Genomic DNA, 21,968 nt, shown 5'->3' with positions numbered 1-21,968 from the left:
GCCTTGCCAGCGCCATCCCACCCCGACTGGAGGAAAGACCTTGCGCCTGATTTCCATGATCTGCTGCGCCGCCCTTGCGCTGGCAGGATGTTCAACCGTCTATCGCAGCTCTGATGTCATCCCCGGCGCAGGGGATGGCACACAGGTGCGTGTGGTGCCGCTGAATGGTGAAACCGTAACGCAAGCCAACCGGGCCGCCTATGCTCCGCAATCACTGCCCGAAGCCTACGCCCGCACCGCCGGCACCGGCGCGGGTGTTTCTGTTCGCGGCGCGGGACGACTGCCAGAGGCGCCATCCACTCAGGAGGGCCTTCGCAATCAGCGCCTTGCGCTAAAGCGTCCTCCGGCGACTCCCGAAATGCCCTATCAGATCGGGGTTGGTGACGTCGTCATGCTGGCAACGCCCACGACACGCAACACCTTGGAAGAGCTGACTGGTCTGCTGGCGGCGCAGAACAGCCGCAATGGCTACACCGTACAGGATGACGGATCGGTCAATATTCCCGATGTCGGGCGCGTACGCATTGCCGGGCTGACGATTGAGGATGCGGAGGAATTGCTGTTCCAGAAACTGGTAGAAGCCCAGTTCGACCCGACTTTCAGCCTCGAAATCGCCGAGTTCAACTCGCGTCGCGTCTCTGTCGGCGGAGCGGTTGGAAAACCCGGTGTTCTGCCGATCACCCTGACACCGCTCTACCTCAGCGAAGCGCTGGCCGCTGCGGGCAGCGTGTCCGTAGCGGATATCGACGTCAGTTCCGTCAGGATTTATCGCGACGGTGAACTCTATCAAATCCCGCTCACAGATTTTTATGCCGCCCCCGATCTGCAAAACACACGTCTCATCTCCGGCGATGCCGTGTTTGTCGATACGGATTTCAATCTCAACCGCGCTGAGCGCTTCTTTGAACAACAGATACGCCTGAAGCAGACAACTCTCGCTGCCCGTGCACAGGAACTGAGCGAGCTGAACACTGCGATCTCCCTGCGCCGCAGTGACTATGCCGAACAGCGCAGCACCTTTGAGGCGCGTGAAGTTCTTGGCGCGAACAACCGTGACTATGTCTATCTGACCGGCGAGGTCGATAAACAGACCCGCTATCCTCTGCCCTACGAACGCCAGGCCTCTCTGGCGGATGCGCTCTATGATGCGGGCGGTGGGATCGCGCGCGAAACCGGTGATGTTTCACAAGTCTATGTGCTGCGCGCCTCCAGCGACCCGCGTGAATTCGGCGCGGTGACCGCCTGGCATCTGAATGCGAGCAGTGCGGCCAACCTGACACTCGCGACCAAATTCCAGCTGCGACCGGATGATGTGATCTTCGTCGCCGAGAACCCGGTCACCAAATGGGGCCGTACCCTGCGCCAAATCACTCCTTCCCTGATCACAACACCCGTCGCAGCGGCGGTGAACTGATGGGACAAACGGCGATAGGATATATCATGCGACCAATCCTGAGCTGCGCCTTTGCCCTCCTGCTGATGGCAGATTCCGGTCTGGCGCAGACTACAAAGACCGCAGAGGACCAACTGGACTGCGAGGATGACCGCAACGCGGAAGAAGACGCGTGTCTTTTGTTCATTGAACCGGTTGCAGGTCAATTCGCGCCGATGATTGCACCTGCAATTGGTCTTCTGGGGCTGGCGCTGGTCGCGGGCCTCGGCTCCTCAAGCTCGACCAGCACCACAAGCACGGACTAGGGGCAGGCTTCTAGTGGCGCCCCACATTGAGGCCTGCCCGACGTCTCGTAGTGAACCAACCAATCAGCCGCCAGTCGCAGGTCTGCCCGCAGATCCTCGGTTGCATGCGCGCGCAGATGGGGGTCGGGCACCCGAAGCAAATAAGACGGATGCAGGGTAATCAAAACCGGCGTCCCGTCAGCGCGGCGCTCAATCGTGCCACGCCGCTGCTGGATATCCTTGCCAGTCCCCAGCAACGCCTCCGTCGCTGTCGCGCCAAGCGCGAGGATCAGCTTTGGTTGGACCAGATCCAGTTCAGCCCGGAGCCAAACCTGACAGTGGTGAATTTCCGATCCATTGGGCCGTTGATGCAGTCTCTTGCGGCCCCTAGGCATAAATTTGAAATGTTTCACCGCATTGGTAACATAGGCCGCCTCCCGCGACAGCCCGATCTCAGCCGCCAATTGATCAAACAGCTGCCCGGCAGGTCCCACAAATGGCCGCCCCACCAGATCCTCCTGATCACCGGGTTGTTCGCCGACAATCATCAGATCCGCATCTGTTGGGCCTTCACCGGGAACAGCCTGCGTGGCTGGGCCATATAACGGACAGCGAGTGCAGCTGTTGATTGCCGCGGGCAATTCAGCGGCCGGCCCCTGCCAATAGGGGTTTGCCTCTGGCAAGCGGGCCTGCACCCGCGCGGCGCGTAACGGTGGCAAGGTTGGTGCGGCTTCCGCCATGGCGCGCGCCCGGGCCGGGGCTGTGGCAATCAACTCCGGAATGGCAGCGGCTTCCGGCATATTCTTCCAGTATTTCTTGGGCATCTCCGATTGCATGGCCTGAACCTTCAACCGCGCCGGATTGAAGATATTGCGGAAATAGGTAACCCAGAGCTGTTCGCTGGCATCCTGCGGCAGTTCAGGCCGGGGATGGCCGGGCTCAAACCGCAGCTCGCCACCCTCAAATATCGCTGCAACATCCGGCGTCAGTATGCGCCAGTCCATATCGGCAAAACGCCGGGCAAAAAACGTCGCTGTTGGCTCCACCGTGTGATGTGTCGGCTCAAACCACGCCGCGAAGGACCGGCGCGGCGCATCTGCGTCACCCAATTCACGAAACCGGACGAAGGCTTTCATCTTGTGTTGGCAGCGCGACACAGCTTTTTCCATCTGCCGCAGCCGGGCCAAATCCAAATCACCGCGATCACTCATCAGACCACGCTCCCCCCGCAGGCGCCAGAGAAACCCATAGAGCCGGGAGAACCGGCTCGGGTCGCTGTGCCAGACCACCTTATCCGCCAAGGTGACAAAGCCGCGCGGCACGTGGATATCGCCATTGGGCGGCGGTCGGGTCTGTGATGCGAACAGATCCGGCGCCATGCTGTCATTGTTCCAGAGGATTGCCTCAGGCGGAATACCCTGTGCCAGAAACCCCCGCGCAGCGCAGCGCCAGGCCTCCGCCGTCCCAATTACAGGCATTTCAGCATGGTACATCAGAACAGGGCCAGCTGTTCTGGTGGCGGTGCAAACCGCGCCCGCAAATCGACACTGTCTGTCAGCCGACCCGGTGTCCAACCACCCGCCACCACAAAGGCCCGTGCCTTTTTCATTGAGGCCCCGATGCGCAGAAGATCTTCATACCGCAGCGACCGGTGCCGCCGGGTGCTCAGGATGCGGTTCACCGTCTTCACGCCAAACCCTGGCACGCGCAACAGCATCTCCCGGCTGGCCCGGTTCACATCCAACGGGAACATCTCGCGATGGGCCAGCGCCCAGGCCAGTTTGGGATCTATATGCAGATCCAGATTGCCATCCGGCGTCACCGAGGTGATCTCATCAAGCTGGAAGTCATAAAACCGCAGTAACCAATCCGCCTGATACAAGCGATGCTCGCGCTGCAATGGTGGGGATATCAGAGGCAACTTGGCCGAACTGTCAGGAATTGGAGAGAACGCAGAATAATAAACCCGCTTCAGCTTATAGCTGGAATAGAGCCGGGTCGACTGGCCCAGTACCATCGCGTCATTTGAGCCATCCGCCCCGATAATCATCTGAGTGGACTGCCCTGCCGGGGCGAACCGGGGCGGGCGACGGCCTGTGTGGCTGCGGTCCTTGGCGGCCTCCTTGCGCAGGCGTACATCGCCCATTGCCTTGCGGATTTGGCTGGGATCTTTCTCAGGCGCATGTTCGCGCACCGCTGCATCATTCGGCATCTCGACGTTGATCGACAGGCGATCCGCCAACAGACCAGCCTCAGCAATCAGCTCCGGCGCTGCATCTGGAATCGTCTTGAGATGGATATAACCGCGAAAATTCTCTTCCTGCCGCAGTTTACGCGCAATCTGTACCATATCCGACATCGTTGCGTCCGGCGACCGGATGATCCCCGAGGAGAGGAACAGACCCTCGATATAATTGCGTCGGTAGAATTCGATGGTCAGCTTCACCACTTCATCCACCGAAAACCGAGCGCGTGGCACATTCGAGGACACCCGATTCACACAATATGTGCAGTCATAGATGCAAAAGTTGGTCATCAGGATCTTCAACAGGCTGATGCAGCGCCCATCCGGCGCATAGGCGTGGCAGATCCCCGTCCCCTCGTTTGAGCCCAACCCCTTCCCATCGCGTGAGTCGCGTTTCGTTGAGGCAGAAGACGCGCAGGAGGCGTCATATTTGGCAGCATCACTTAGGATGGCGAGTTTTTGATCCAGTGTCTGTCGAGTCATATGTTCTGTATACGTTCTCATTGAGAGGAAGGCAATCCGAGTTGCGATGAACAGGCCGAGCCATCCCACAACTTACGGCTACGACCTCACGTCCCCGCGATTGCCGGGAACCCAATCACGGAAGCTACGTTGTGCCTGCAAGAGACAGTCAGAGGCATCCCTCTCTGCCGATAGAACGAAAGGCCAATCATGTCCGATACAGTCACAACCGTGAATCCAACCACTGGCAAAACACTCAACAGCTATAACGTGCTCAGCGGTGAGGCGCTGGAAGACGCCGTGCAACGCTGCCACAATGCATTTCTGGATTGGCGGCTGACCCCGGTGGAAGATCGCGCAAAAGTCATCAAATCTATTGGCGCAGCCCTGCGCGACCGCAAGGATGAGCTTGCAGAACTGATGACCAAGGAGATGGGCAAACTGCTCAAGCAAAGCCATCAGGAGATCGATCTCTGCGCCGCAATCTGTGACTACAGCGCGGCCGAAGCTCCGGATGCTTTCGCCCCGGAAGAACGCGATATCGAGGGTGGCGAGAAAGGGCACATCTTCTATTCGCCCATCGGCGTTGTGTACGGCATCCAGCCGTGGAATTTTCCCGCTTATCAAGTTGTCCGCTATTCGATTGCCAGCTTGATTGCTGGCAACGGCGTGCTGCTGAAACATGCCTCCAACGTCACCGGTTCGGGTCAGATGCTGCAGGAAATCTACGAGGCCGCGGGCCTTCCGAAGGGATTGTTTCAGGCCCTGGTGATCTCCCATGATCAATCGAATACTTTGATCAGCCACGATCTGGTGCGCGGTGTCACCCTGACCGGCAGCGATGGCGCGGGCCGCAAGGTCGGTGCCAAGGCCGCAGAGGCAGTGAAAAAAACTGTACTGGAGCTGGGGTCCAACGATGCCTACATCGTGTTGGAGGATGCCGATATCGAGGCTGCCGTCCAGACCTGCGTCAATGGCCGGACCTACAGCAATGGCGAAACCTGCATTGCCGCCAAACGTTTCATCGTGGTGGACGCCATCTATGATCAGTTCCGCGACGCCTATGTCGAGGCGATGAAGCGTGTCACCCCCGGGGACCCGATGGGGGAAGATGCAGACATCGGGCCGATGGCACGAAAGGATCTGCGCGACGATCTTCATCAACAGGTGAAAGACAGTCTCGAAGGTGGTGCCAGACTGCTTTGCGGTGGTGAGATGCCAGATGGCGAAGGTTTCTTCTACCCGGCGACCGTTCTTGAGAATGTGACCCCCGGCCAACCCGCCTATGACGATGAACTCTTCGGCCCAGTCGCCGCATTGATCCGCGCGCAGGACGAAGATGACGCCATGCGCATCGCCAACGACAGCCGCTTTGGCCTTGGTGGCGGCATCATGACCAAAGACACCGAGAAGGCACTTGCCCTCGCCCGTGATCACTTCGACACCGGGATGGTGTTCATCAACGGGTTTGGTCTCGCGATCCCCAACATGCCCTTCGGTGGTGTCAAGGATTCCGGCTATGGTCGAGAACACGGCGGCTTTGGCATGAAAGAATTTGTGAACGTCAAATCAGTCATGGTTATGAGCTGACAATGTGAGGGCCGCCTGACCTCAGGCGGCCCGCAACCCCATGGCCCATCGTTGTTGAGACAGAGATCAACGTAATGAAACTGGTCTACTATACGGATGATCAGCCCGGTATTACCCGCCGCCGTCGAGGCCGCGGGTTTTCCTATTACATGCCCGATGGCAGTCATATCGGCGATGCGACGGAACGAGCGCGACTGAATGGTTTGGGCGTCCCGCCTGCCTATAAAGATGTCTGGTTGTGCCCACTGACCAATGGCCACCTTCAGGCCACCGGGCGCGACGCCCGCGATCGGAAGCAATATCGCTATCACGCTGAATGGCAGGCGCACCGGGCCGAACAGAAATTTGCCCAGCTGGGCACCTTTGGGGGGCGCCTACCCGTGTTGCGCCGCTGGATCAGCGACAGGTTGACCGGCCCTGTTGGAGACGAAGACACCGCGATCGCAGCCGTACTCGCCCTGTTGGATCGCGGCTCGCTCAGAATTGGAAATCCCAGCTACACCGAGGAGAACGGCAGCTACGGCGCCACCACATTGCGCCCGCGTCACGTCGCCTTTTCGGGGCAGGTGATACAGCTGAGATATACGGCGAAGGGTGGCCAGACCGTGGAGAAATCCCTGCGTGGCCCTGCGCTGCAACGCATTCTTGAACGCTCACAGGATCTGGCCGGTCCCGAACTGATCTCTTGGGTCGACGCCGACGGCAATACCCGCGCCGTGCGTTCAGAGCAGGTGCAGGAGGTTTTGGCTAAACTCTGCGGCGATGGGGTCTCCGCCAAGACCCTGCGCACCTGGAACGGCAGCCATGCCGCATTTACCGTCGCTCTCGATGCCCCGACCCTGACCATCACCGCGATGGCAGAAGCCGCTGCAGAGCGGCTACACAACACCCCAACCATCGCCCGCAACAGCTATATCCATCCGCAGATCATCGGATTGGCCGAGCTACCAGACCCTCAACGTGCAGCACGGCTGAGCGCTTTGTCGCAGCGGCAAATCAGCGGGCTACGCTTGGGTGAGAGTAGACTGATTGATTTGCTGAATGCCAGCTGAGCGGCGCTCTCAGCGCGCCACTAATCCCGTCCTGCGACCGGTGAAATAAGCGCCTGGAACAGCCGCCAGATTGGCGATCACCGCAGCGCCAAGAATGCCCGCATAACCAAATATCCAGACACCCAGCCACGCCAGCGGCACATATATCGCAAAGATCCGCATCAGGCTCAAACCCATTGACCACACAGCTTTCGAACGCGCATTCATCGCGGCGTTGGCGGTAACCAAAACGCCATATCCGAGAAAGCTCCAGCTGACGAAGCGCAGATACTGCGCAGCCCTCGCGGCCGCGCCTTGATCAGAGGTGAGAAGGCTGGCGATATCAGACGCAAACAGCGTCAGCGCCAAAGCCACGGCCAGCCCGTATCCGACGCAGAATTGCCAGGATCGCCACACTGCCAGACGTGCCCGCGCCTGCTGATCCGCGCCCCAGTTCTGACCGACAACAGGCCCGATACCCGCCGACAGCGCCAGCAATGGTACAAGAGCCACCGATTGCACCCGCTGTGCAGCCCCGAGCCCGGCAACGACAGTATCACCCAGGGTCGCCGCCGCGGCTGTGACCATCGCCATTCCGGCCGGGTTGATCGCATTTGAAAATGCGGCGGGGAGGCCGACACGGATAACTTCGCGCACGGAATCGCCAATGCCATCGGTGAACACCTCTGGCGGGCGAATGACCCCGATCCGAAGCGCGTAACTAAAAGCCCCTATCAGCGTCAGAACCCGCGCCAGAGCAGTGGCAAGTGCCGCCCCGGCGGTCGACATCTCCGGCACCGGGCCGAGCCCGTAGATCAGGACAGGGTCCAGCGCGATATTAAGCACGGCTGCAACCATCATGATCACCGCTGAGGTTGCGCCATCCCCATGCGCCCGGAACACTGCATTCAAAAGCGCCATGCCGACTAAAAACGGGAAAGACAGCGCCCAGAATGGTGCATAGGACTGCGCCTCTGCCAGTACATCATCCTTTGCGCCCATCACCGAGAACAGAGCGCCCGCGCCAAGGTAGAACGCCAGCGCCACCAATATCGCAACCACTGTGCCCAGGGCGATGGCATGGACCGACAGCCTGTTGGTTTCAGCCTCGCTATCACCGCGCCCCAAACTCTGAGAAATTGCCGCATTTGCACCAGCGGACAGGCCGATCGACAGCGATGTCACCGCTGTTGTCACGGGATAGATGAAACCGACAGCCGCAAGCGGTGCCTCTCCCAATTGACCTAGAAAATAGGCATCAGCCAAACCAACACTCAACACGCCCAGAATGCCCAGCGACATTGGAGCTGACACCGCCGCGAGCGCACGCCAGACCGCCCCTTGCGTCAAATTCTTCTGCGCCACGGGTCGTCTCCTCAGCTGATATTTTGGGATGGCTGCGCCACAACGGGCAAAACGCGTGACTCCGCAGATGGTTCCAGCCCCCATCATTTAACACTGAGATTGTCAGTCGGAGGCGCCACAGCCCTTGTCCAAACATCTGATTGGGTTAGCTTCTTTCCGATACCCGTTGGTTTGACACGAAGGAGACGATCCCGTGAGCGCAAAACGCCTGGCGGAGGAGTTGCTGCACCCCCAGCCGGATGGCCTCTATTGCCCGGCCGGGGATTTCTACATCGATCCGATACGCCCGGTCCCCCGTGCGATGATCACCCATGGGCATGCCGATCATGCCCGAGCCGGCCACGGCACCGTCTGGGCCAGCCCCCAGACGCTGGATATCATGGCCATACGCTATGGCGATGACTTCTGCGTCAACCGTATTGCCGTTGAGGAAAGTACAGAAATTGACGGCATCAACGCGCGGTTTACACCCGCCGGCCATGTGTTGGGCTCTTGTCAGATTACTGTCGACGACGGCAATACTGCCATCACCGTTTCAGGTGACTATGCCCGCGTGGACAACCCCGCCTGCGCATCTTTTCAACTGGCCCCTTGCGACGTTTTCGTGACCGAGGCGACCTTCGGTCTGCCGGTGTTCAACCACCCTACCCCTCGCTCCGAAATCGAAAAACTGCTGCGCTCGGTCGCGGCGCAACCTGAGCGCTGCCATCTTGTCGGCGCCTACGCATTGGGCAAGGCGCAACGGGTTATCGCGCTGTTACGGCGGGCAGGTTGGGATCAGCCGATTTATATCCACGGGGCCTTGCAGCGCTTATGTGACTACCACATCGCGCAGGGGGTCGATCTGGGAGAACTGCGTCCGGCCACCACCAAGGAAGGCAAAGCGGCCTTTAAAGGCCAGATTATTCTTGGCCCGCCTTCTGCATTTGCCGCGACCTGGGCACAGCGCTTTCCCGATCCGGTCATCTGTTTTGCCAGCGGCTGGATGCAGGTGCGTGCCCGCGCCAGGCAGCGGGGTGTCGAACTGCCCCTAATCCTCAGCGACCATGTGGATTGGCCGGATCTGACCCGCACCATCAGGGATCTCAACCCGGAACAGGTATGGGTCACTCACGGCCGTGAGGACGCGCTGGTCCGCTGGTGCGAGTTGAACCAGATCACCGCGCGCCCCCTGAGGCTCGTCGGCTATGAGGAGGAGGCAGAGTAATGCAGGCCTTCGCCGAGCTTTTGGAGCAACTCGCCTTCACACCCTCGCGTAATGGCAAGATTGCTCATCTAATGACCGCGTTCAGCACAATCCCGGACCCGGACCGGGGCTATGCGCTTGCGGCCATCACCGGTGACCTTGCCCTGCGCAACGTGACGCCCTCCCTGCTGCGCGGTCTGGTGGCAGAGGAGACGGACGCAGAGCTGTTCCGCCTGTCCTATGATTTTGTCGGCGATCTGGCGGAAACCGTGGCCCTGATCTGGCCGCACTCCGACAGGGTGGTTGATCTGTCGCTGGCCGATGCGGTGCATGAACTGACCAGCACCGCCAAAGCACAACTCCCCGCACTCATCGCTCGGCGGTTGTCACAGATGACCCCGACGCAGCGCTATGCGTATCTGAAGTTGGCGACAGGTGGCCTGCGCGTTGGTGTCTCTGCCCGGTTGGCGCGCAGCGCGCTGGCCCAATTTGGGAATGTTGATGTCACCGAGATAGAAGAACTCTGGCACGGGCTAACAGCGCCATACCTGCCACTGTTCGCTTGGTTGGAGGGCGGCGAGAAGCCAATGAACCTCGCAGCGGCCCCCTTCCGCCCGGTCATGCTGTCCACCGGTACTGATCTGGAGGACCTCAACAGCCTCTCTCCGGCAGACTTCGTCGCGGAGTGGAAATGGGACGGCATCCGTGTTCAGGCCGTGAACGACAACGGGACAAGGCGGCTGTATTCGCGCACCGGTGAAGATATCTCCGGATCCTTCCCCGATGTGATCGAGGCGTTGAATTTTGACGGGGTGCTGGATGGCGAGCTGCTGGTAAAACGCGAGGACATCGTTGCTCCCTTCGGCGATCTGCAGAAACGGCTGGGTCGCAAGAAGGTTGGAAAGGCAATGCTGGCAAGCCATCCCGCCGCGCTGCGGGTCTATGACGTGCTGCTCTGGAATGGCGAAGATCTGAGATGCCGCACATTGGTTGATCGCCAGACACATTTGCAAACCTGCGTTACCGATCTGAGTGATCCACGTATCGATCGCTCTCTGCCGCTTGACTTTGAGACTTGGGAAGATCTCGCGAAACTACGGGCGGATCCGCCAAACAGCGTGATTGAAGGCGTCATGATCAAGCGCCGCGACAGCGCCTATATTGCAGGGCGCAAGCGCGGCAATTGGTTCAAATGGAAACGTGATCCAATGCTGGTGGATGCGGTCATGCTCTATGCACAGCGCGGGCATGGCAAGCGTTCAGGCTACTACTCTGATTTCACCTTCGGCGTGTGGGATGGCGATCAGCTGGTGCCTGTCGGCAAGGCGTATTTCGGTTTCACCGACGCTGAGCTGAAGGAGCTGGATCGGTTTGTGCGCAACAACACCATTGATCGCTTCGGTCCGGTCCGTGCGGTAAAACCTGGGCTTGTGTTGGAAGTTGCCTTTGAAGGGCTGAATGAATCATCCCGTCACAAAAGCGGTCTGGCCATGAGGTTTCCCCGTATCAATCGCATACGAACCGATAAACCAGCGTTAGAAGCAGGAACATTAGCTGAGCTGAGAGCGTTTCTTTAACCGCATGTAAACAGAGCGTAATATTGAAATGATAGGCTCTCGAACACACCGGTAAATAATAGCGGGATTTGAAGACAATGAATAAACAATCGTTGGCCTATCTTACCTTGGCTCTTGCCATTGCCTTTGCTGCAGCGCCCTTGGTGACTGCACCCTTTACCGGCTACACCGCCAGCCAACTGCCCTACCCTCAGCCTGATCCCGTCATTCAGCCGGTAGGACCCGCGTTTTCCATCTGGATCGTCATCTATCTCTGGCTCATTGTAGGAGCCGGGTTTGGCGCCGTTCGGGCAGCGGAGAACTCAAGCTGGCATGAGATGCGTAAACCACTTTCGATCAGCCTTGCCATCGGCGTCTGCTGGCTCTGGATTGCAAATATGTCGCCAATTCTGGCCACACTCCTGATCCTGGCCATGACAGTCACTGCGATCCTTGCAATGGACCGCGCCGGTGGTCGCAAAAGGATCTGGAAACGTGGCCCAATTGGTCTTTATGCAGGGTGGCTAACAGCTGCTTCTGCCGTTTCGATCAGTATCGTTGTTCCCGGATACGGGCTGATGAACCCAGAAATTGCGGGGGTGATCTGTCTTGTGGCGGCACTGGCGGTTGCATGGGTGGTCCAATCACGCAACCCCACCGCCTCAACCTATACGATTGCTGTCTGCTGGGCCATCGGCGGGATCGTCGTCAACCAATGGAGCAGCGACAACTGGCTGATCGTCGCCCTCGCAGGATTGGGCTGGATCGCACTGGCCCTGCGTGGAGTATCAGGTGCTGGATTGATAAATGCTACTCAGTAGCATAAGTAGAGATGGGAACCCACAGCAACATCAGGTGCAAAATGAGTGTGAAAGCCTCCATCTCCCTGACCGAAGCGCAGGATGACTTTGCCCGCACCTTGGTCGCAGAAGGTCGGTACTCGAGCCTGAGCGCCGTATTGCAGCAGGGCCTCGAACTTCTACGTGAAGAAACCGAGGCGCGCCGTGCCGACACCGCAGCCCTGCGTGCCCTGATTGCAGAGCGGCGCGACGGGGCCTTCGTCAGCGCGTCAGATGGCCGTCAACGCACAACGGATCTTCTGGCACGGAAACGGATGCAGCATGATCTACCGGGTTAATCGCGCCGAAGCGATCGACCGAGACCTCGAGGCTATTTTCGACTTCCTCTTTGAAGCCGCCATTGGCTTTGGTGAGGACACAGAGACCGCGTTCGAGCGCGCTGCCACACGTCTGGCCGAGATTGACGATGCGATGGAAGCATTGGGGCAAGCGCCCCACCAAGGCATGCTGCGCCCCGAGATTGCACCGGGCCTGCGCAGCGTCACCAAGGGGCGCGCCATATTCTATTTTGATTTAGACGAGGCAGACCAACAACTGCGCGTGTTGGCAGTGTTCTTTGGCGGCCAAGATCACCAGCGCCGGATGCTGCTGCGTGCGCTTGGGCATGATGAGACGCCACCAAGGATCTAATCAGGCACCGATCTCATCGTGATTGGTCAGGCATTCCGAATGATCCCGCAACACCTCCAGAACACGACATTCAGCGACGGTACCGCCAGCACAATCGCAGATCATCCGCTGCAGCTCAGTCTGCAGGGCCTCCAGCCGCGCGATCCGATCCGCCACTTGTTTCAGCTGCCGTTGCGCGATGGAATCCGCATCGGAACATGATTGACCCGGATGATCCGCCAGATCCAACAGCTCGCGTATGGCATCCAGCGGAAACCCCAGTTGTCGGGCATGGCGAATAAAGGCAAGCCTATCCAGCTCCGTATCGCCATACCGGCGTTGCCCGCCCGCAGTTCGGCCCGGTTCCGGCATCAAACCGATCTGCTCGTAGTAGCGAATGGTCTGCACCTTTGTCCCGGTGCGTTTGGCCAATGTGCCAATCGTCAGCATGCTGTCTTCCCCAGCGATCATAAAAATCTACATAGACTGTAGAATCCAACCTGCCGCCCCGCAAGCTAGGGAAAACGCAAAAAGGGGCCGCCGATGGCAGCCCCGCTTGTTAAAAACTTGTCGCCTCAGGCAGCCGCTTCTCCCGGCCGCTTACCCAGGATGATCATACTCAACAGATCGTCATCAGTGACATCATCAATATCAACGGTTCCGACAAGCTGGCCGTTCTTCATGACAGAGGCCCGGTCACACAGTTCCATTACCGCATTGACGTCATGGTCGATCAGGAAAATCCCGATACCCTGCGCCTTCAACTGCTGGATCAGCTCTGCCACCATCTGCGTTTCATGCGGACCAAGGGCTGCGGTCGGTTCGTCCATGATCAGAATCTTGGCGTTGAAATACACCGCCCGCGCAATGGCAACGGATTGACGTTGCCCGCCCGACAAGGCCGAAACCGGTTCAGAGAATTTCTGAAAGTTCGGGTTCAACCGGTTCATGATCTTGCGACATTCGGCCTCCATCGCGGAGTCGTCGACCAATCCGAACGGTGTCACCAGCTCACGCCCCAGAAACAGGTTTGAGGCCGCATCAAGATTATCCGCCAGCGCCAGCGTCTGGTAGATCGTCTCGATATTATGCGACCGCGCATCCCGCGGATTTGTGATCTCAACCCGGTCGCCATTGACCCGGATTTCACCCGCGTCCATCTGATAGGCTCCCGATAACACTTTGATCAGGGTGGATTTCCCGGCACCATTGTGGCCCAGAAGCCCGACAACCTCACCTGGGTACAGGTCGACGCTGACGTGATCCACGGCTTTGATGCCGCCAAAGGAGATCGAGATATCCTTCATCTCGACTAACGGAGTGGCGCCTGCGGCGCGCAGCTCTTTTGCAGTGGTCATATCCGGGCCCCCACACGTTTGCGATACAAAATATCGATCCAGACAGCGGCAACCAACACGGTGCCGACAACAATGTTCTGGAACGGCGCATCCACGCCGACCATCGCCATTCCGGATTGCAGGCTCTGCATAATCAATGCCCCAAGAATGGCCCCATAGATCGTCCCGAAGCCGCCTGAGAGAGCTGTGCCGCCGATGACTGCCGCCGCAATGACGCGCAACTCGTCCAAGGTGCCGATATCATTGGAATGGTTCGCCAGTCGCGCCGATGCCACTACAGCGGAAAGCGCACAGAGGAACCCCATCAGGGCGAAGATCTTCACCGTCAGAAGCCGTGTGTTGATGCCAGACAGCTCAGCCGCATCAGGATTGCCGCCAGTCGCAAAGATATAACGCCCCAGACGCGTCCGGCGGGCGATGATCGTCATCACCACAGCGGTAGCAATCAGGATCAATACCGAAATCGGCAGACCATAGCCAACCACCAGCCCCTCGGGCATGGTTTCCCCCTGCGCCTCCATCATCCGCTTCAGACGGCGGGCAGGAATTTGATAAGCATTGAGAATGGCGACAAAACCTAAAATGGATACCGCGATGGCACTCGCGATGACCGCTTCGGCCCAAGCCGGTTTCACCGGGAAACCATGTCCTTGCTTGGCCCGGCGGCTGTTCCACAATGCGGCCAGCGCCAGAACGGTCGCAACGATCCCAACCGCCCAGCTCAGCGTGGTGCCCAATGTGCCGGAGGTGCCGCCAAAGACCAGGAAGGTGCTGTCGAGCGGGCCAATCGTCTGACCATCGGTCAGATACCAGGCCACATTGCGCCAGACCAGAAATCCGCCCAGCGTCACGATAAAGGCCGGGATGGTCAGAAAGCCCACCATCCATCCCTGAAAAGCCCCGATCAGCGTACCAATGGTAAGGCCCACGGCCACGGTGATGATCCAGGTGGCAGGATGGTTGAGGCCAAGACCCAACATATCCGGCAGCACATCCGTCTGCACCACGGCCATCACCGCCGAGCAGGTCGCCAGCAGCGCGCCGACACTCAGGTCAATGTGACGGGTCACGATCACAAACACCATGCCCGTGGCCATGATGGCCACCGACACGGTCTGAATGGTCAGATTAAAGATATTGCGCGGCGTCAGGAAACGCCCATCCGTCAGGATGTTGAATCCAATGCACAAGATGACAAAGGCACCGATCATTCCCAATAGGCGGACGTCCAGTTCCAATTGCTGGAACAGGCCACGCTTGCTGTGTTCGGGGATCGGCTGAGACGTGGTTTCGGTCATATCCGAACTCCAGTGATCAGCGGTATTTGAAGGAGGGACGCGCGCCCGATCCGATCAGGACCGTGGGTGGGCGCGCGCCGGTTTGAGACGTAGCAGCTGAGCGTTCTCAGCCGCAGCTTAGTTGCAGGGCGCGGGGCCGTTGGTCACGCCCTGGCACAGCGCCTCTTTGGTGATCCATCCTGCATCCACAACAACCGACAGGTTGTCGGCGGTTACCGGGATGGGCTCCAAGAAGCGAGCGGTCAGCTCGGTACCGGCAGGTGAGGTCCAGGCAGCGCCGCCCGCAACATCACCCATGGCAGCACCTTCGGCCATTTCGACCGCGATGTTTGCCGCAGCCTTGCCCAGATCACGGGCGTCTTTCCAGACAGATACGGTCTGCGTGCCCTTGGCAACACGGTTGAGTGCAGCGTGATCCCCATCCTGACCGGAAACCGCAATGCCTTCCATGCCCTGCGCGGTCAGCGCAGCGACAACACCGCCAGCGGTGCCGTCGTTAGAGGCTACAACCGCATCAACCTTGTTGTCGCTGGCGGTCAGGATCTGTTCCATGTTCCGCTGTGCATTGGCCGGCAGCCAGCCATCGGTATAGGCTTCACCAACGATTTTGATGTCGCCGCTGTCGATTGCAGCCTGAATGACCTCTTGCTGACCACCGCGCAGAAAATCAGCATTTGGATCGGTGGGCGAGCCCTTGATCATCACATAGTTGCCGCTGGGCTGAGCTTTCAGCACGGCGCGCGCCTGCATCCGGCCCACTTCGACATTGTCAAAGGTCAGGTAGAACGCACGGCCGTCTTCGATCAGGCGGTCATAGGCAACAACAGGGATGCCCTCGTCTGCGGCGGCCTGCACGGCCGGGCCGATGGCCTGGGCATCCTGGGCCAGTACGATCAGCGCATCGACGCCCTGTGCGATCAGGCTTTCGATATCGGAAAGCTGCTTTGCCGAAGATGACTGCGCATCTGCAGATACATAGGTTGCACCTTTTGCTTCCAGTGCAGCCTTGATCGCAGCTTCGTCAGTTTTCCAGCGTTCTTCCTGGAAGTTCGACCAGCTGACGCCAACGGTCACATCTTCAGCAAGGGCCATGCTCGCAGTTGCAGCAAAAGCCAGTACGGATACGCCACTCAAGAATTTCATTGTTTTCCTCCCTCGGGTCGTTGCGGGTCCGTGCAGCAGTCAGGTCCCCCTCGCTACATGCCCGTCCTGATATCCCTAACATTATTTTTTTTGAAACTCAAATTAAATAATGTATCATGAGGTCGGATATCTTGTCGGTCGGCCGTTTCCTGCGATAACCCGCCCGACAATAAGGGGGAAATACGGTGGTCAAATCGGACAGGCTTTCACATTCCGGCGAGTTGCGCGAAAGCAGCCGCCTTCAGGTATTTGATACCATACGCGCCGCCGGACAGATCGCCCGAATCGATATTGCCCAGATCACCCGGATCAGCCCGGCCACTGTCACCGCAATCACCGCTGAGCTGCTGGCCGCCGGGTTGATCGAGGAGGTCAGCCCCGACACCGCGCGCGGTGCCAAACGGGGCCGTCCACGGGTTGCCCTCAAAATTCGGGGCAGCGCACATCATATCGCAGGGCTGAAACTGTCCCATCACGCCATCACCACGCTGATCACTGATTTCGAAGGCACCGAATTGATCAGCCACGAGATGCCCCTGCGGGGCGGTCAGATGTCCCCGGATGCCCTGTGCGAGAAAATTGTCGAGGCGCTGGATCAAAGCTGCGCCAAAGGTGGGCTGACCCGCGCGCAGATCTCTGGCGTTGGCATCGGCATGGCTGGGGTCATGGATGCGGAGCGGAATTTCATCTATTGGTCCTCATCGCTCAATGTGCGCAACATTGACCTCGGAAGCGCGCTAAAGTCGCACCTTAGTATGCCGGTGTTCATCGACAATGACGCCAATCTTGTCGCCAAAGCAGAGCATCTGTTCGGCGAGGGCGATACCCGCAATAACTTTGTTGTTGTCACCGTCGAGCACGGGGTCGGCATGGGCATCGTTATTGATAACCAGATCTATCGCGGCGCACGCGGCTGTGGTGCAGAGTTCGGCCATATCAAGGTTCAACTGGAAGGCGCGCTCTGCCAATGCGGGCAACGTGGCTGCCTGGAGGCCTATGTCGGCGACTATGCCCTGCTGCGTGAGGCAAATATCACCAGTGGGGTAGAGCGGCACAAGGATCTTGCTTCGCTTTATGCAGCGGTGGCTGAAGGGGACGTGATGGCACAATCCATCCTCGACCGCGCCGGACGGATGTTCGCCATGGGGCTGGCGAACATTGTCAATATCTTTGACCCTCAGATGATCGTTCTGGCCGGCGCGCAGCTGGCCTTTGGGTACCTGTCCTCCGACAAGGTAGTCGAAGAAATGCGCCGCTGGGTAGTGCAGGTGGATGGCCCGCTGCCAGAGGTGCGCGTGCATGGCTGGGGCAATCAGATGTGGGCGAAAGGCGCTGCAGCCTATGCAATTGAAGAAGTCTCGGCCCTTACCATTCGCGAGGTTGCAAGCCATGCCAGTTAGGGTCCGTCTACGTCTGGCGCCGCTGTGCCTTCTGCCGCAGATTGCACTCGCCAACGGTTCCGAGCCGCCCGTTTTCACCCCACGCCCGATCGCCGCGCATATCTATGATGGTGGCTGGGAGCATTTCGTGGGCGGCGGGCTGGCTTCACTGGATTGCAACGGCGACAAGTTTCCCGATCTGGTAGCCGCAGGCGGCAGCAACCCGGTTCAGCTGATGATCAATCGAACCAAGACCCCCGGCGCAGCTTTGCAGTTTACCGCCGATACGCCTACAGCCTTGGTGCAAACGGGAGTCACCGGCATCTATCCGCTGGATATTGATGGTGACGGGGTTCTGGATCTCGCTGTGTTGCGTGTCGGCGCCGACCAACTGCTGCGTGGCACTGGGGACTGCCAGTTCGAACCATTTGATGGTCTTGGATTTTCCAGTGGAGATCACTGGACCACTGCCTTCTCCGCGACATGGGAAATTGGGGCTCAACTCCCCACTCTGGCCTTCGGCACCTACGTAGACCGGAACAACCCGGATGGCCCCTTTGAGGCCTGTGATGACACGCTGCTCTATCGCCCAGAGGGAGACAGATATAGCCCTCCGATCAGGCTCACGCCTGGGTACTGCGCTTTGTCCATGCTGTTCACCAACTGGCACCGACGCGCTGACGGGCCTGCGCATGGGCGCGCCGACCTTCGCATCAGCAATGACCGGCACTATTACGTCCGCGGCGGGCAGGAACAGATGTGGAAGATGACCACGCCGCCGGTGCTGTACCAACAGGAGGACGGCTGGGCTCCCTATCACCTCTGGGGCATGGGAATCGCGTCGCGTGATCTCAATGGCGATGGGTTCTCCGATGTCTATCTCACCTCGATGGGGGATCAAAAGCTTCAGCTTTTTGATCCGGCCGGTATCGGCCCATCCTACCGCGATGTGACCTACGACTACGGCACGACCGCCCACCGTCCAACCAGTGGCGGCGACGGGCGACCGTCCACCGGATGGCACGCGGATTTCGGTGATGTGAACAACGACGGGCGTGACGATATCTTCGTGACCAAAGGCAATGTGGAACAGATGCCAGACGCCGCCATGCGCGACCCAAATACGCTCTTGATCCAAGGTGTTGACGGGCGATTTACGGATGCAGCCGCAGCCGCACAAATCGCCAGCATGGCCCGGTCTCGTGGCGCTGTTCTACGCGACCTCAATCTGGATGGCCACCTTGACCTCGCCGTGGTCAACCGTCGCGCGCCGATGGAGCTTTATCAGAACGCCACTCAAGCCACAGGTAATTGGCTCTCCCTGTCTCTGCACGGCGTTGCGCCCAACACCCAAGCCATCGGTGCCTTTGTCGAGCTGGACACCGGGACCCGGATCCATACCCGCGAAATCACGGTTGGTGGAGGTCACGCGGGCGGTTCCGCCGGGGACCTCCATTTTGGCCTGGGAGAGGCGCAGGGCCTTCGATTGCGTGTGATCTGGCCTGATGGGGAGGCAACCGAGTGGCAGACAGTGCCGCCCAACCAGCATATTACAGTAATCCAGTAGCCCCGTTCGGGCCTATTGCTCGACAGGCAGGCCTGAGGGTACGCTAGCAGGCACGCCAAGCCGCCCCGCCGCCGCTGTGCTATCGGTCAGGGCCTCAAGAAAGGCGACAAGATCGGCGATCTCATCGTCACTCAGCGTAACGGGCGCCAGATCATTGGCGGATGCGATACGCTGCACCTCCGCAGGATCATCCATTGCAGCCCAATCATCGGCGTCTTGCAGTGCAGGCAGAACCACCTGACTGCGGTCATATGCCATCAACGCATCCAGCGGGTCCAGATGATGACGCACAACCGCCTCCAGCGTGGCGTAGGCGCCGCTGTGCCCATAGGGCGCCGTCAGCGCAACATTCCGCAGCGAGGGGGTGCGAAACCTATACGCATCATCAGGGTTTCCGGTCACCCGCAACCGGCCTTCATCGCGGGCATGAGCTTCAAACCGCGCCGCCTTTCCCGGTCCGAGTTGTGGCATTGCGATTGCGTGAAACCCATTGTCCGTCTGCAACCAACCGGAATGGCATTGGCTGCAGCCCCCCGCGCCATAAAACAAGTCCTGCCCCCGCGCTGCGACGGGCGGCAACGGCTCTCCCTGAATCTGCGCACGGTCAAACGGGCTGTTATCGGCCCGCCACTCAAACCGGATAAAGGCTGCAAGCATATTGCCGATATCCGTGAACCGAATGGGGGCTCCAGTGCCCAAAACGCGATCAAACCGCTGCCTGTATTCCGGAATATCCGCCACCCGACCCGCAATCAGGTCCCATGCACCGCCCCGATGACTCAACTGACCCAGGCGCACCGCGCGGGACACTTCGTTTTCACGGTAGTGACCTGCCATCTCATCTGCTGAGAGTACTGGAAACATCGCCTGGGCAGACAGCGCCGAGTCAAAACCAGACAGCATATCGCCCTCCAACGGTGTACGGATACCTGATCCATAAGCCGGATCTGCCTCCAGCCTGCCGTCATGAAACATGACATCCATACCCCGCGCGCCAAGATTCCAAAGTGCAGGCGCATTGCGCGGGATGCGTTGCTCCGGTAGGTTTTCGGGATCCACCTGTCGTTTGAGGCCCAGCCCGTTTGCTCCCTCACCCAGCGACAGCGACACACCATCACCAGTGCCAAACCGCGGATGATGACAGCTCGCGCAGCTGATGTTGCGATTGCCTGACAGGATCGGATCGTAGAACAAGAGCTGCCCCAACTCGACCTGTGCCTGATCCATCAGCGCGAAACTCGGACGTGGACCCAGATCCAAGGGCTGATGCTTGGTCTCTGCGATGCCCCCGCGAGCGTAGGCCGCAAGGCTCAGACTAGCGATGACACACCCCAGAAGGCCGCTCCGACGCCAACACTCAGTCATCCTGATCCGCCTCATTTGTCGAGAAATCCAATAATAGCTTCTGGTGATAAGGCCGTCCCGGATGCACCATAACACTTGGAAAATCAGGTTGATTGACGGCATCCGGGAACCCCTGTGGCTCGATACAGACAGCGGCGAAGGGTGCAAGCTGCTGCCCGTCTTGAGCCGCCACCGCGCTGTTCAGATGTGTTGCGGTATAGATCTGCGCACCCGGCTGATCCGAACAAACCCGCATGGCGACACCGTTTGGAGCAGTCAACGTCGCAACCTCCGGCATATGGCTATCGGCACCCTTGGAAAAGATGACATGAGTGTCGGTCCCGCGTCGCTGTGGATCCAGCTTTGCAAAGGACTGCCCATCGGTAAAATCAAACGGAGTCCCCGCGACAGGCGCAATCGCGCCTGTTGGCACCCCGTCCGGACGCAGCGGAAGATGGGCGGCCGCAGGGCAGCGAAGGCGGTGCCCCCAAATGTCACCTTTGGTACCCAGCGTATAATAATTGTGCTGAGCCAGATTGATTGGGGTCATCTTATCAACGCTGGCCCTCATATCATAGCTTACACTGGTTCCAGACACTGTGATCCGCAGCAGGAACTCAGCGCACCCGGGATAGCCATTCTCACCCTCAACTGAAGTATAGCTCAGCTCCACCACATCATCAGTCACCTGCTGGAGATCCCAGAATACCCGCCCGAGACCCGCCGCCCCACCATGCAGCTGATTGCCCCCCTCATTGGCATCCAGGGCAATCAGTCGTCCTGCCAGATCGAAACGGGCGCCGCCAATGCGATTGGCCACCCGACCCACGATAGCCCCCAGATAGAAAGGGTCCCACAGATAAGCGGCGATATCGCGATAGCCCAGAACCATCGGCACCCATCCATCATCGGTGCGCAGATCCAGACGCGCCGTAATTGCGCCGAAGTTGAGAATCCGAAGCCGCAGGTGATCATCTTCCAGATCCAGCCATCGCAGCTGATCAGAGGCGGTCTCCGGCAGATGCGTGTGCGGCGGAGGTGCTCCAGTAGATGACAGTCTGGCTGGTGGCATTAAAGGATATCCCTGGTTGCAGAACCTCGGTTAGTCCTGATCGGCCATTTATTTTGATTACAAAATTAATGCGGCGCACCCGAGCTGTCAATTCAGCTGGCATAGGCGGCTAAGTAGTTGCGCAAATAGCGATCGACCAGCCGCGTAGGTCATAGATGGCGCGGACATCAAACACATCGCGCGAGATCAAACATCGCCCAAGCAATACTCCGTTTAAGACAAATTC

20 protein-coding genes are annotated in these 21,968 nt (G+C 59.2%); 11 read left to right on the top strand and 9 right to left on the bottom strand.

The genetic code is table 11. The features are described from left to right. The first annotated feature begins 40 nt into the window (after positions 1-40). Positions 41-1,414: a polysaccharide biosynthesis/export family protein gene (locus GAL_RS18510; protein ID WP_174888037.1), complete on the top strand. Its 1,374-nt coding sequence runs from the start codon at positions 41-43 to the stop codon at positions 1,412-1,414. Between the two features lie 26 nt (positions 1,415-1,440). Further along, positions 1,441-1,698, top strand: a complete 258-nt coding sequence (locus tag GAL_RS18505) for a hypothetical protein (RefSeq protein ID WP_024099072.1) — start codon at positions 1,441-1,443, stop codon at positions 1,696-1,698. Here the strand turns inward: GAL_RS18505 and GAL_RS18500 are convergent. Continuing rightward, a complete protein-coding gene (locus tag GAL_RS18500) occupies positions 1,695-3,170 on the bottom strand; it encodes a UdgX family uracil-DNA binding protein (RefSeq protein ID WP_024099071.1) in 1,476 nt (491 codons plus the stop codon). The genes GAL_RS18505 and GAL_RS18500 overlap by 4 nt on opposite strands. Further along, positions 3,170-4,405, bottom strand: a complete 1,236-nt coding sequence (locus GAL_RS18495; RefSeq protein ID WP_040104356.1) for a putative DNA modification/repair radical SAM protein — start codon at positions 4,403-4,405, stop codon at positions 3,170-3,172. The genes GAL_RS18500 and GAL_RS18495 overlap by 1 nt, the downstream gene beginning before the upstream one ends. A gap of 189 nt (positions 4,406-4,594) precedes the next feature. On the opposite strand from GAL_RS18495, the gene GAL_RS18490 reads away from it, so the two are divergent. Both GAL_RS18490 and GAL_RS18485 read left to right on the top strand, forming a co-directional pair. Further along, complete coding sequence (locus GAL_RS18490; RefSeq protein WP_024099069.1) at positions 4,595-5,974, top strand: NAD-dependent succinate-semialdehyde dehydrogenase; 1,380 nt, start codon at positions 4,595-4,597, stop codon at positions 5,972-5,974. A gap of 74 nt (positions 5,975-6,048) precedes the next feature. After that, positions 6,049-7,026 (top strand): DNA topoisomerase IB, encoded by a 978-nt coding sequence (locus GAL_RS18485; RefSeq protein WP_024099068.1) that lies wholly within the window; start codon positions 6,049-6,051, stop codon positions 7,024-7,026. A gap of 9 nt (positions 7,027-7,035) precedes the next feature. On the opposite strand, the gene GAL_RS18480 is transcribed toward GAL_RS18485, so the two are convergent. Continuing rightward, positions 7,036-8,370, bottom strand: coding sequence for an MATE family efflux transporter (locus tag GAL_RS18480; protein ID WP_024099067.1), 1,335 nt, complete (start codon positions 8,368-8,370; stop codon positions 7,036-7,038). Between the two features lie 193 nt (positions 8,371-8,563). On the opposite strand from GAL_RS18480, the gene GAL_RS18475 reads away from it, so the two are divergent. From GAL_RS18475 to GAL_RS18455, 5 genes are all read left to right on the top strand, one after another. Next, positions 8,564-9,577, top strand: coding sequence for a ligase-associated DNA damage response exonuclease (locus tag GAL_RS18475; protein WP_024099066.1), 1,014 nt, complete (start codon positions 8,564-8,566; stop codon positions 9,575-9,577). After that, positions 9,577-11,133, top strand: coding sequence for a cisplatin damage response ATP-dependent DNA ligase (locus GAL_RS18470; RefSeq protein ID WP_024099065.1), 1,557 nt, complete (start codon positions 9,577-9,579; stop codon positions 11,131-11,133). The genes GAL_RS18475 and GAL_RS18470 overlap by 1 nt, the downstream gene beginning before the upstream one ends. Positions 11,134-11,210: 77 nt before the next feature. Beyond that, entirely contained in the window at positions 11,211-11,933 is a 723-nt protein-coding gene (locus GAL_RS18465; RefSeq protein WP_024099064.1) for a hypothetical protein, read from the top strand. Positions 11,934-11,974: 41 nt separating this feature from the next. Then, positions 11,975-12,250, top strand: coding sequence for a type II toxin-antitoxin system ParD family antitoxin (locus GAL_RS18460; RefSeq protein WP_024099063.1), 276 nt, complete (start codon positions 11,975-11,977; stop codon positions 12,248-12,250). Further along, entirely contained in the window at positions 12,234-12,602 is a 369-nt protein-coding gene (locus tag GAL_RS18455) for a type II toxin-antitoxin system RelE/ParE family toxin (RefSeq protein WP_024099062.1), read from the top strand. Before GAL_RS18460 ends, GAL_RS18455 begins: the two co-directional genes overlap by 17 nt. Here GAL_RS18455 and GAL_RS18450 read toward each other — a convergent pair whose 3' ends face one another. From GAL_RS18450 to xylF, 4 genes are all read right to left on the bottom strand, one after another. Then, positions 12,603-13,031 carry a MerR family transcriptional regulator gene (locus tag GAL_RS18450; protein ID WP_024099061.1) on the bottom strand — a complete coding sequence of 143 codons (429 nt, stop codon included), beginning with the start codon at positions 13,029-13,031 and terminating at the stop codon, positions 12,603-12,605. Between the two features lie 125 nt (positions 13,032-13,156). Then, complete coding sequence (locus tag GAL_RS18445) at positions 13,157-13,939, bottom strand: ATP-binding cassette domain-containing protein (RefSeq protein WP_024099060.1); 783 nt, start codon at positions 13,937-13,939, stop codon at positions 13,157-13,159. After that, positions 13,936-15,237 carry a sugar ABC transporter permease gene (locus tag GAL_RS18440; RefSeq protein WP_024099059.1) on the bottom strand — a complete coding sequence of 434 codons (1,302 nt, stop codon included), beginning with the start codon at positions 15,235-15,237 and terminating at the stop codon, positions 13,936-13,938. Before GAL_RS18440 ends, GAL_RS18445 begins: the two co-directional genes overlap by 4 nt. Positions 15,238-15,354: 117 nt before the next feature. Further along, entirely contained in the window at positions 15,355-16,380 is a 1,026-nt protein-coding gene (xylF, locus tag GAL_RS18435) for a D-xylose ABC transporter substrate-binding protein (protein ID WP_024099058.1), read from the bottom strand. A gap of 185 nt (positions 16,381-16,565) precedes the next feature. Between xylF and GAL_RS18430 the strand changes: the two genes are divergently transcribed. Next, a complete protein-coding gene (locus tag GAL_RS18430; RefSeq protein WP_024099057.1) occupies positions 16,566-17,780 on the top strand; it encodes an ROK family transcriptional regulator in 1,215 nt (404 codons plus the stop codon). Next, positions 17,770-19,326 carry a CRTAC1 family protein gene (locus GAL_RS18425; RefSeq protein ID WP_024099056.1) on the top strand — a complete coding sequence of 519 codons (1,557 nt, stop codon included), beginning with the start codon at positions 17,770-17,772 and terminating at the stop codon, positions 19,324-19,326. Before GAL_RS18430 ends, GAL_RS18425 begins: the two co-directional genes overlap by 11 nt. Before the next feature lie 12 nt (positions 19,327-19,338). Here GAL_RS18425 and GAL_RS18420 read toward each other — a convergent pair whose 3' ends face one another. Further along, positions 19,339-20,691, bottom strand: a complete 1,353-nt coding sequence (locus tag GAL_RS18420; protein WP_024099055.1) for a cytochrome-c peroxidase — start codon at positions 20,689-20,691, stop codon at positions 19,339-19,341. Further along, the gene (locus GAL_RS18415) at positions 20,684-21,742 is read right to left on the bottom strand and encodes an aldose epimerase family protein (RefSeq protein ID WP_024099054.1); all 1,059 of its coding nucleotides are present in this window, start codon (positions 21,740-21,742) and stop codon (positions 20,684-20,686) included. Before GAL_RS18415 ends, GAL_RS18420 begins: the two co-directional genes overlap by 8 nt. Between the last annotated feature and the right edge of the window lie 226 nt (positions 21,743-21,968).

Origin of the sequence: Phaeobacter gallaeciensis DSM 26640 (genome assembly GCF_000511385.1) — a bacterium.
In the GTDB taxonomy this organism is placed as follows: domain Bacteria; phylum Pseudomonadota; class Alphaproteobacteria; order Rhodobacterales; family Rhodobacteraceae; genus Phaeobacter; species Phaeobacter gallaeciensis.
The sequence above is the reverse complement of the archived record's forward strand: the minus strand, read 5'-3'. Positions and strand labels throughout refer to the sequence as shown.

Excerpts from the sequence above, each read along its gene's own strand:
- GAL_RS18505 (WP_024099072.1), top strand. The coding sequence starts at position 1,441 with ATGCGACCAATCCTGAGCTGCGCCTTTGCCCTCCTGCTGATGGCAGAT.
- GAL_RS18500 (WP_024099071.1), bottom strand. The coding sequence starts at position 3,170 with ATGTACCATGCTGAAATGCCTGTAATTGGGACGGCGGAGGCCTGGCGC.
- GAL_RS18495 (WP_040104356.1), bottom strand. The coding sequence starts at position 4,405 with ATGACTCGACAGACACTGGATCAAAAACTCGCCATCCTAAGTGATGCT.
- GAL_RS18490 (WP_024099069.1), top strand. The coding sequence starts at position 4,595 with ATGTCCGATACAGTCACAACCGTGAATCCAACCACTGGCAAAACACTC.
- GAL_RS18485 (WP_024099068.1), top strand. The coding sequence starts at position 6,049 with ATGAAACTGGTCTACTATACGGATGATCAGCCCGGTATTACCCGCCGC.
- GAL_RS18470 (WP_024099065.1), top strand. The coding sequence starts at position 9,577 with ATGCAGGCCTTCGCCGAGCTTTTGGAGCAACTCGCCTTCACACCCTCG.
- GAL_RS18465 (WP_024099064.1), top strand. The coding sequence starts at position 11,211 with ATGAATAAACAATCGTTGGCCTATCTTACCTTGGCTCTTGCCATTGCC.
- GAL_RS18460 (WP_024099063.1), top strand. The coding sequence starts at position 11,975 with ATGAGTGTGAAAGCCTCCATCTCCCTGACCGAAGCGCAGGATGACTTT.
- GAL_RS18455 (WP_024099062.1), top strand. The coding sequence starts at position 12,234 with ATGATCTACCGGGTTAATCGCGCCGAAGCGATCGACCGAGACCTCGAG.
- GAL_RS18450 (WP_024099061.1), bottom strand. The coding sequence starts at position 13,031 with ATGCTGACGATTGGCACATTGGCCAAACGCACCGGGACAAAGGTGCAG.
- GAL_RS18445 (WP_024099060.1), bottom strand. The coding sequence starts at position 13,939 with ATGACCACTGCAAAAGAGCTGCGCGCCGCAGGCGCCACTCCGTTAGTC.
- GAL_RS18440 (WP_024099059.1), bottom strand. The coding sequence starts at position 15,237 with ATGACCGAAACCACGTCTCAGCCGATCCCCGAACACAGCAAGCGTGGC.
- xylF (WP_024099058.1), bottom strand. The coding sequence starts at position 16,380 with ATGAAATTCTTGAGTGGCGTATCCGTACTGGCTTTTGCTGCAACTGCG.
- GAL_RS18425 (WP_024099056.1), top strand. The coding sequence starts at position 17,770 with ATGCCAGTTAGGGTCCGTCTACGTCTGGCGCCGCTGTGCCTTCTGCCG.
- GAL_RS18420 (WP_024099055.1), bottom strand. The coding sequence starts at position 20,691 with ATGACTGAGTGTTGGCGTCGGAGCGGCCTTCTGGGGTGTGTCATCGCT.
- GAL_RS18415 (WP_024099054.1), bottom strand. The coding sequence starts at position 21,742 with ATGCCACCAGCCAGACTGTCATCTACTGGAGCACCTCCGCCGCACACG.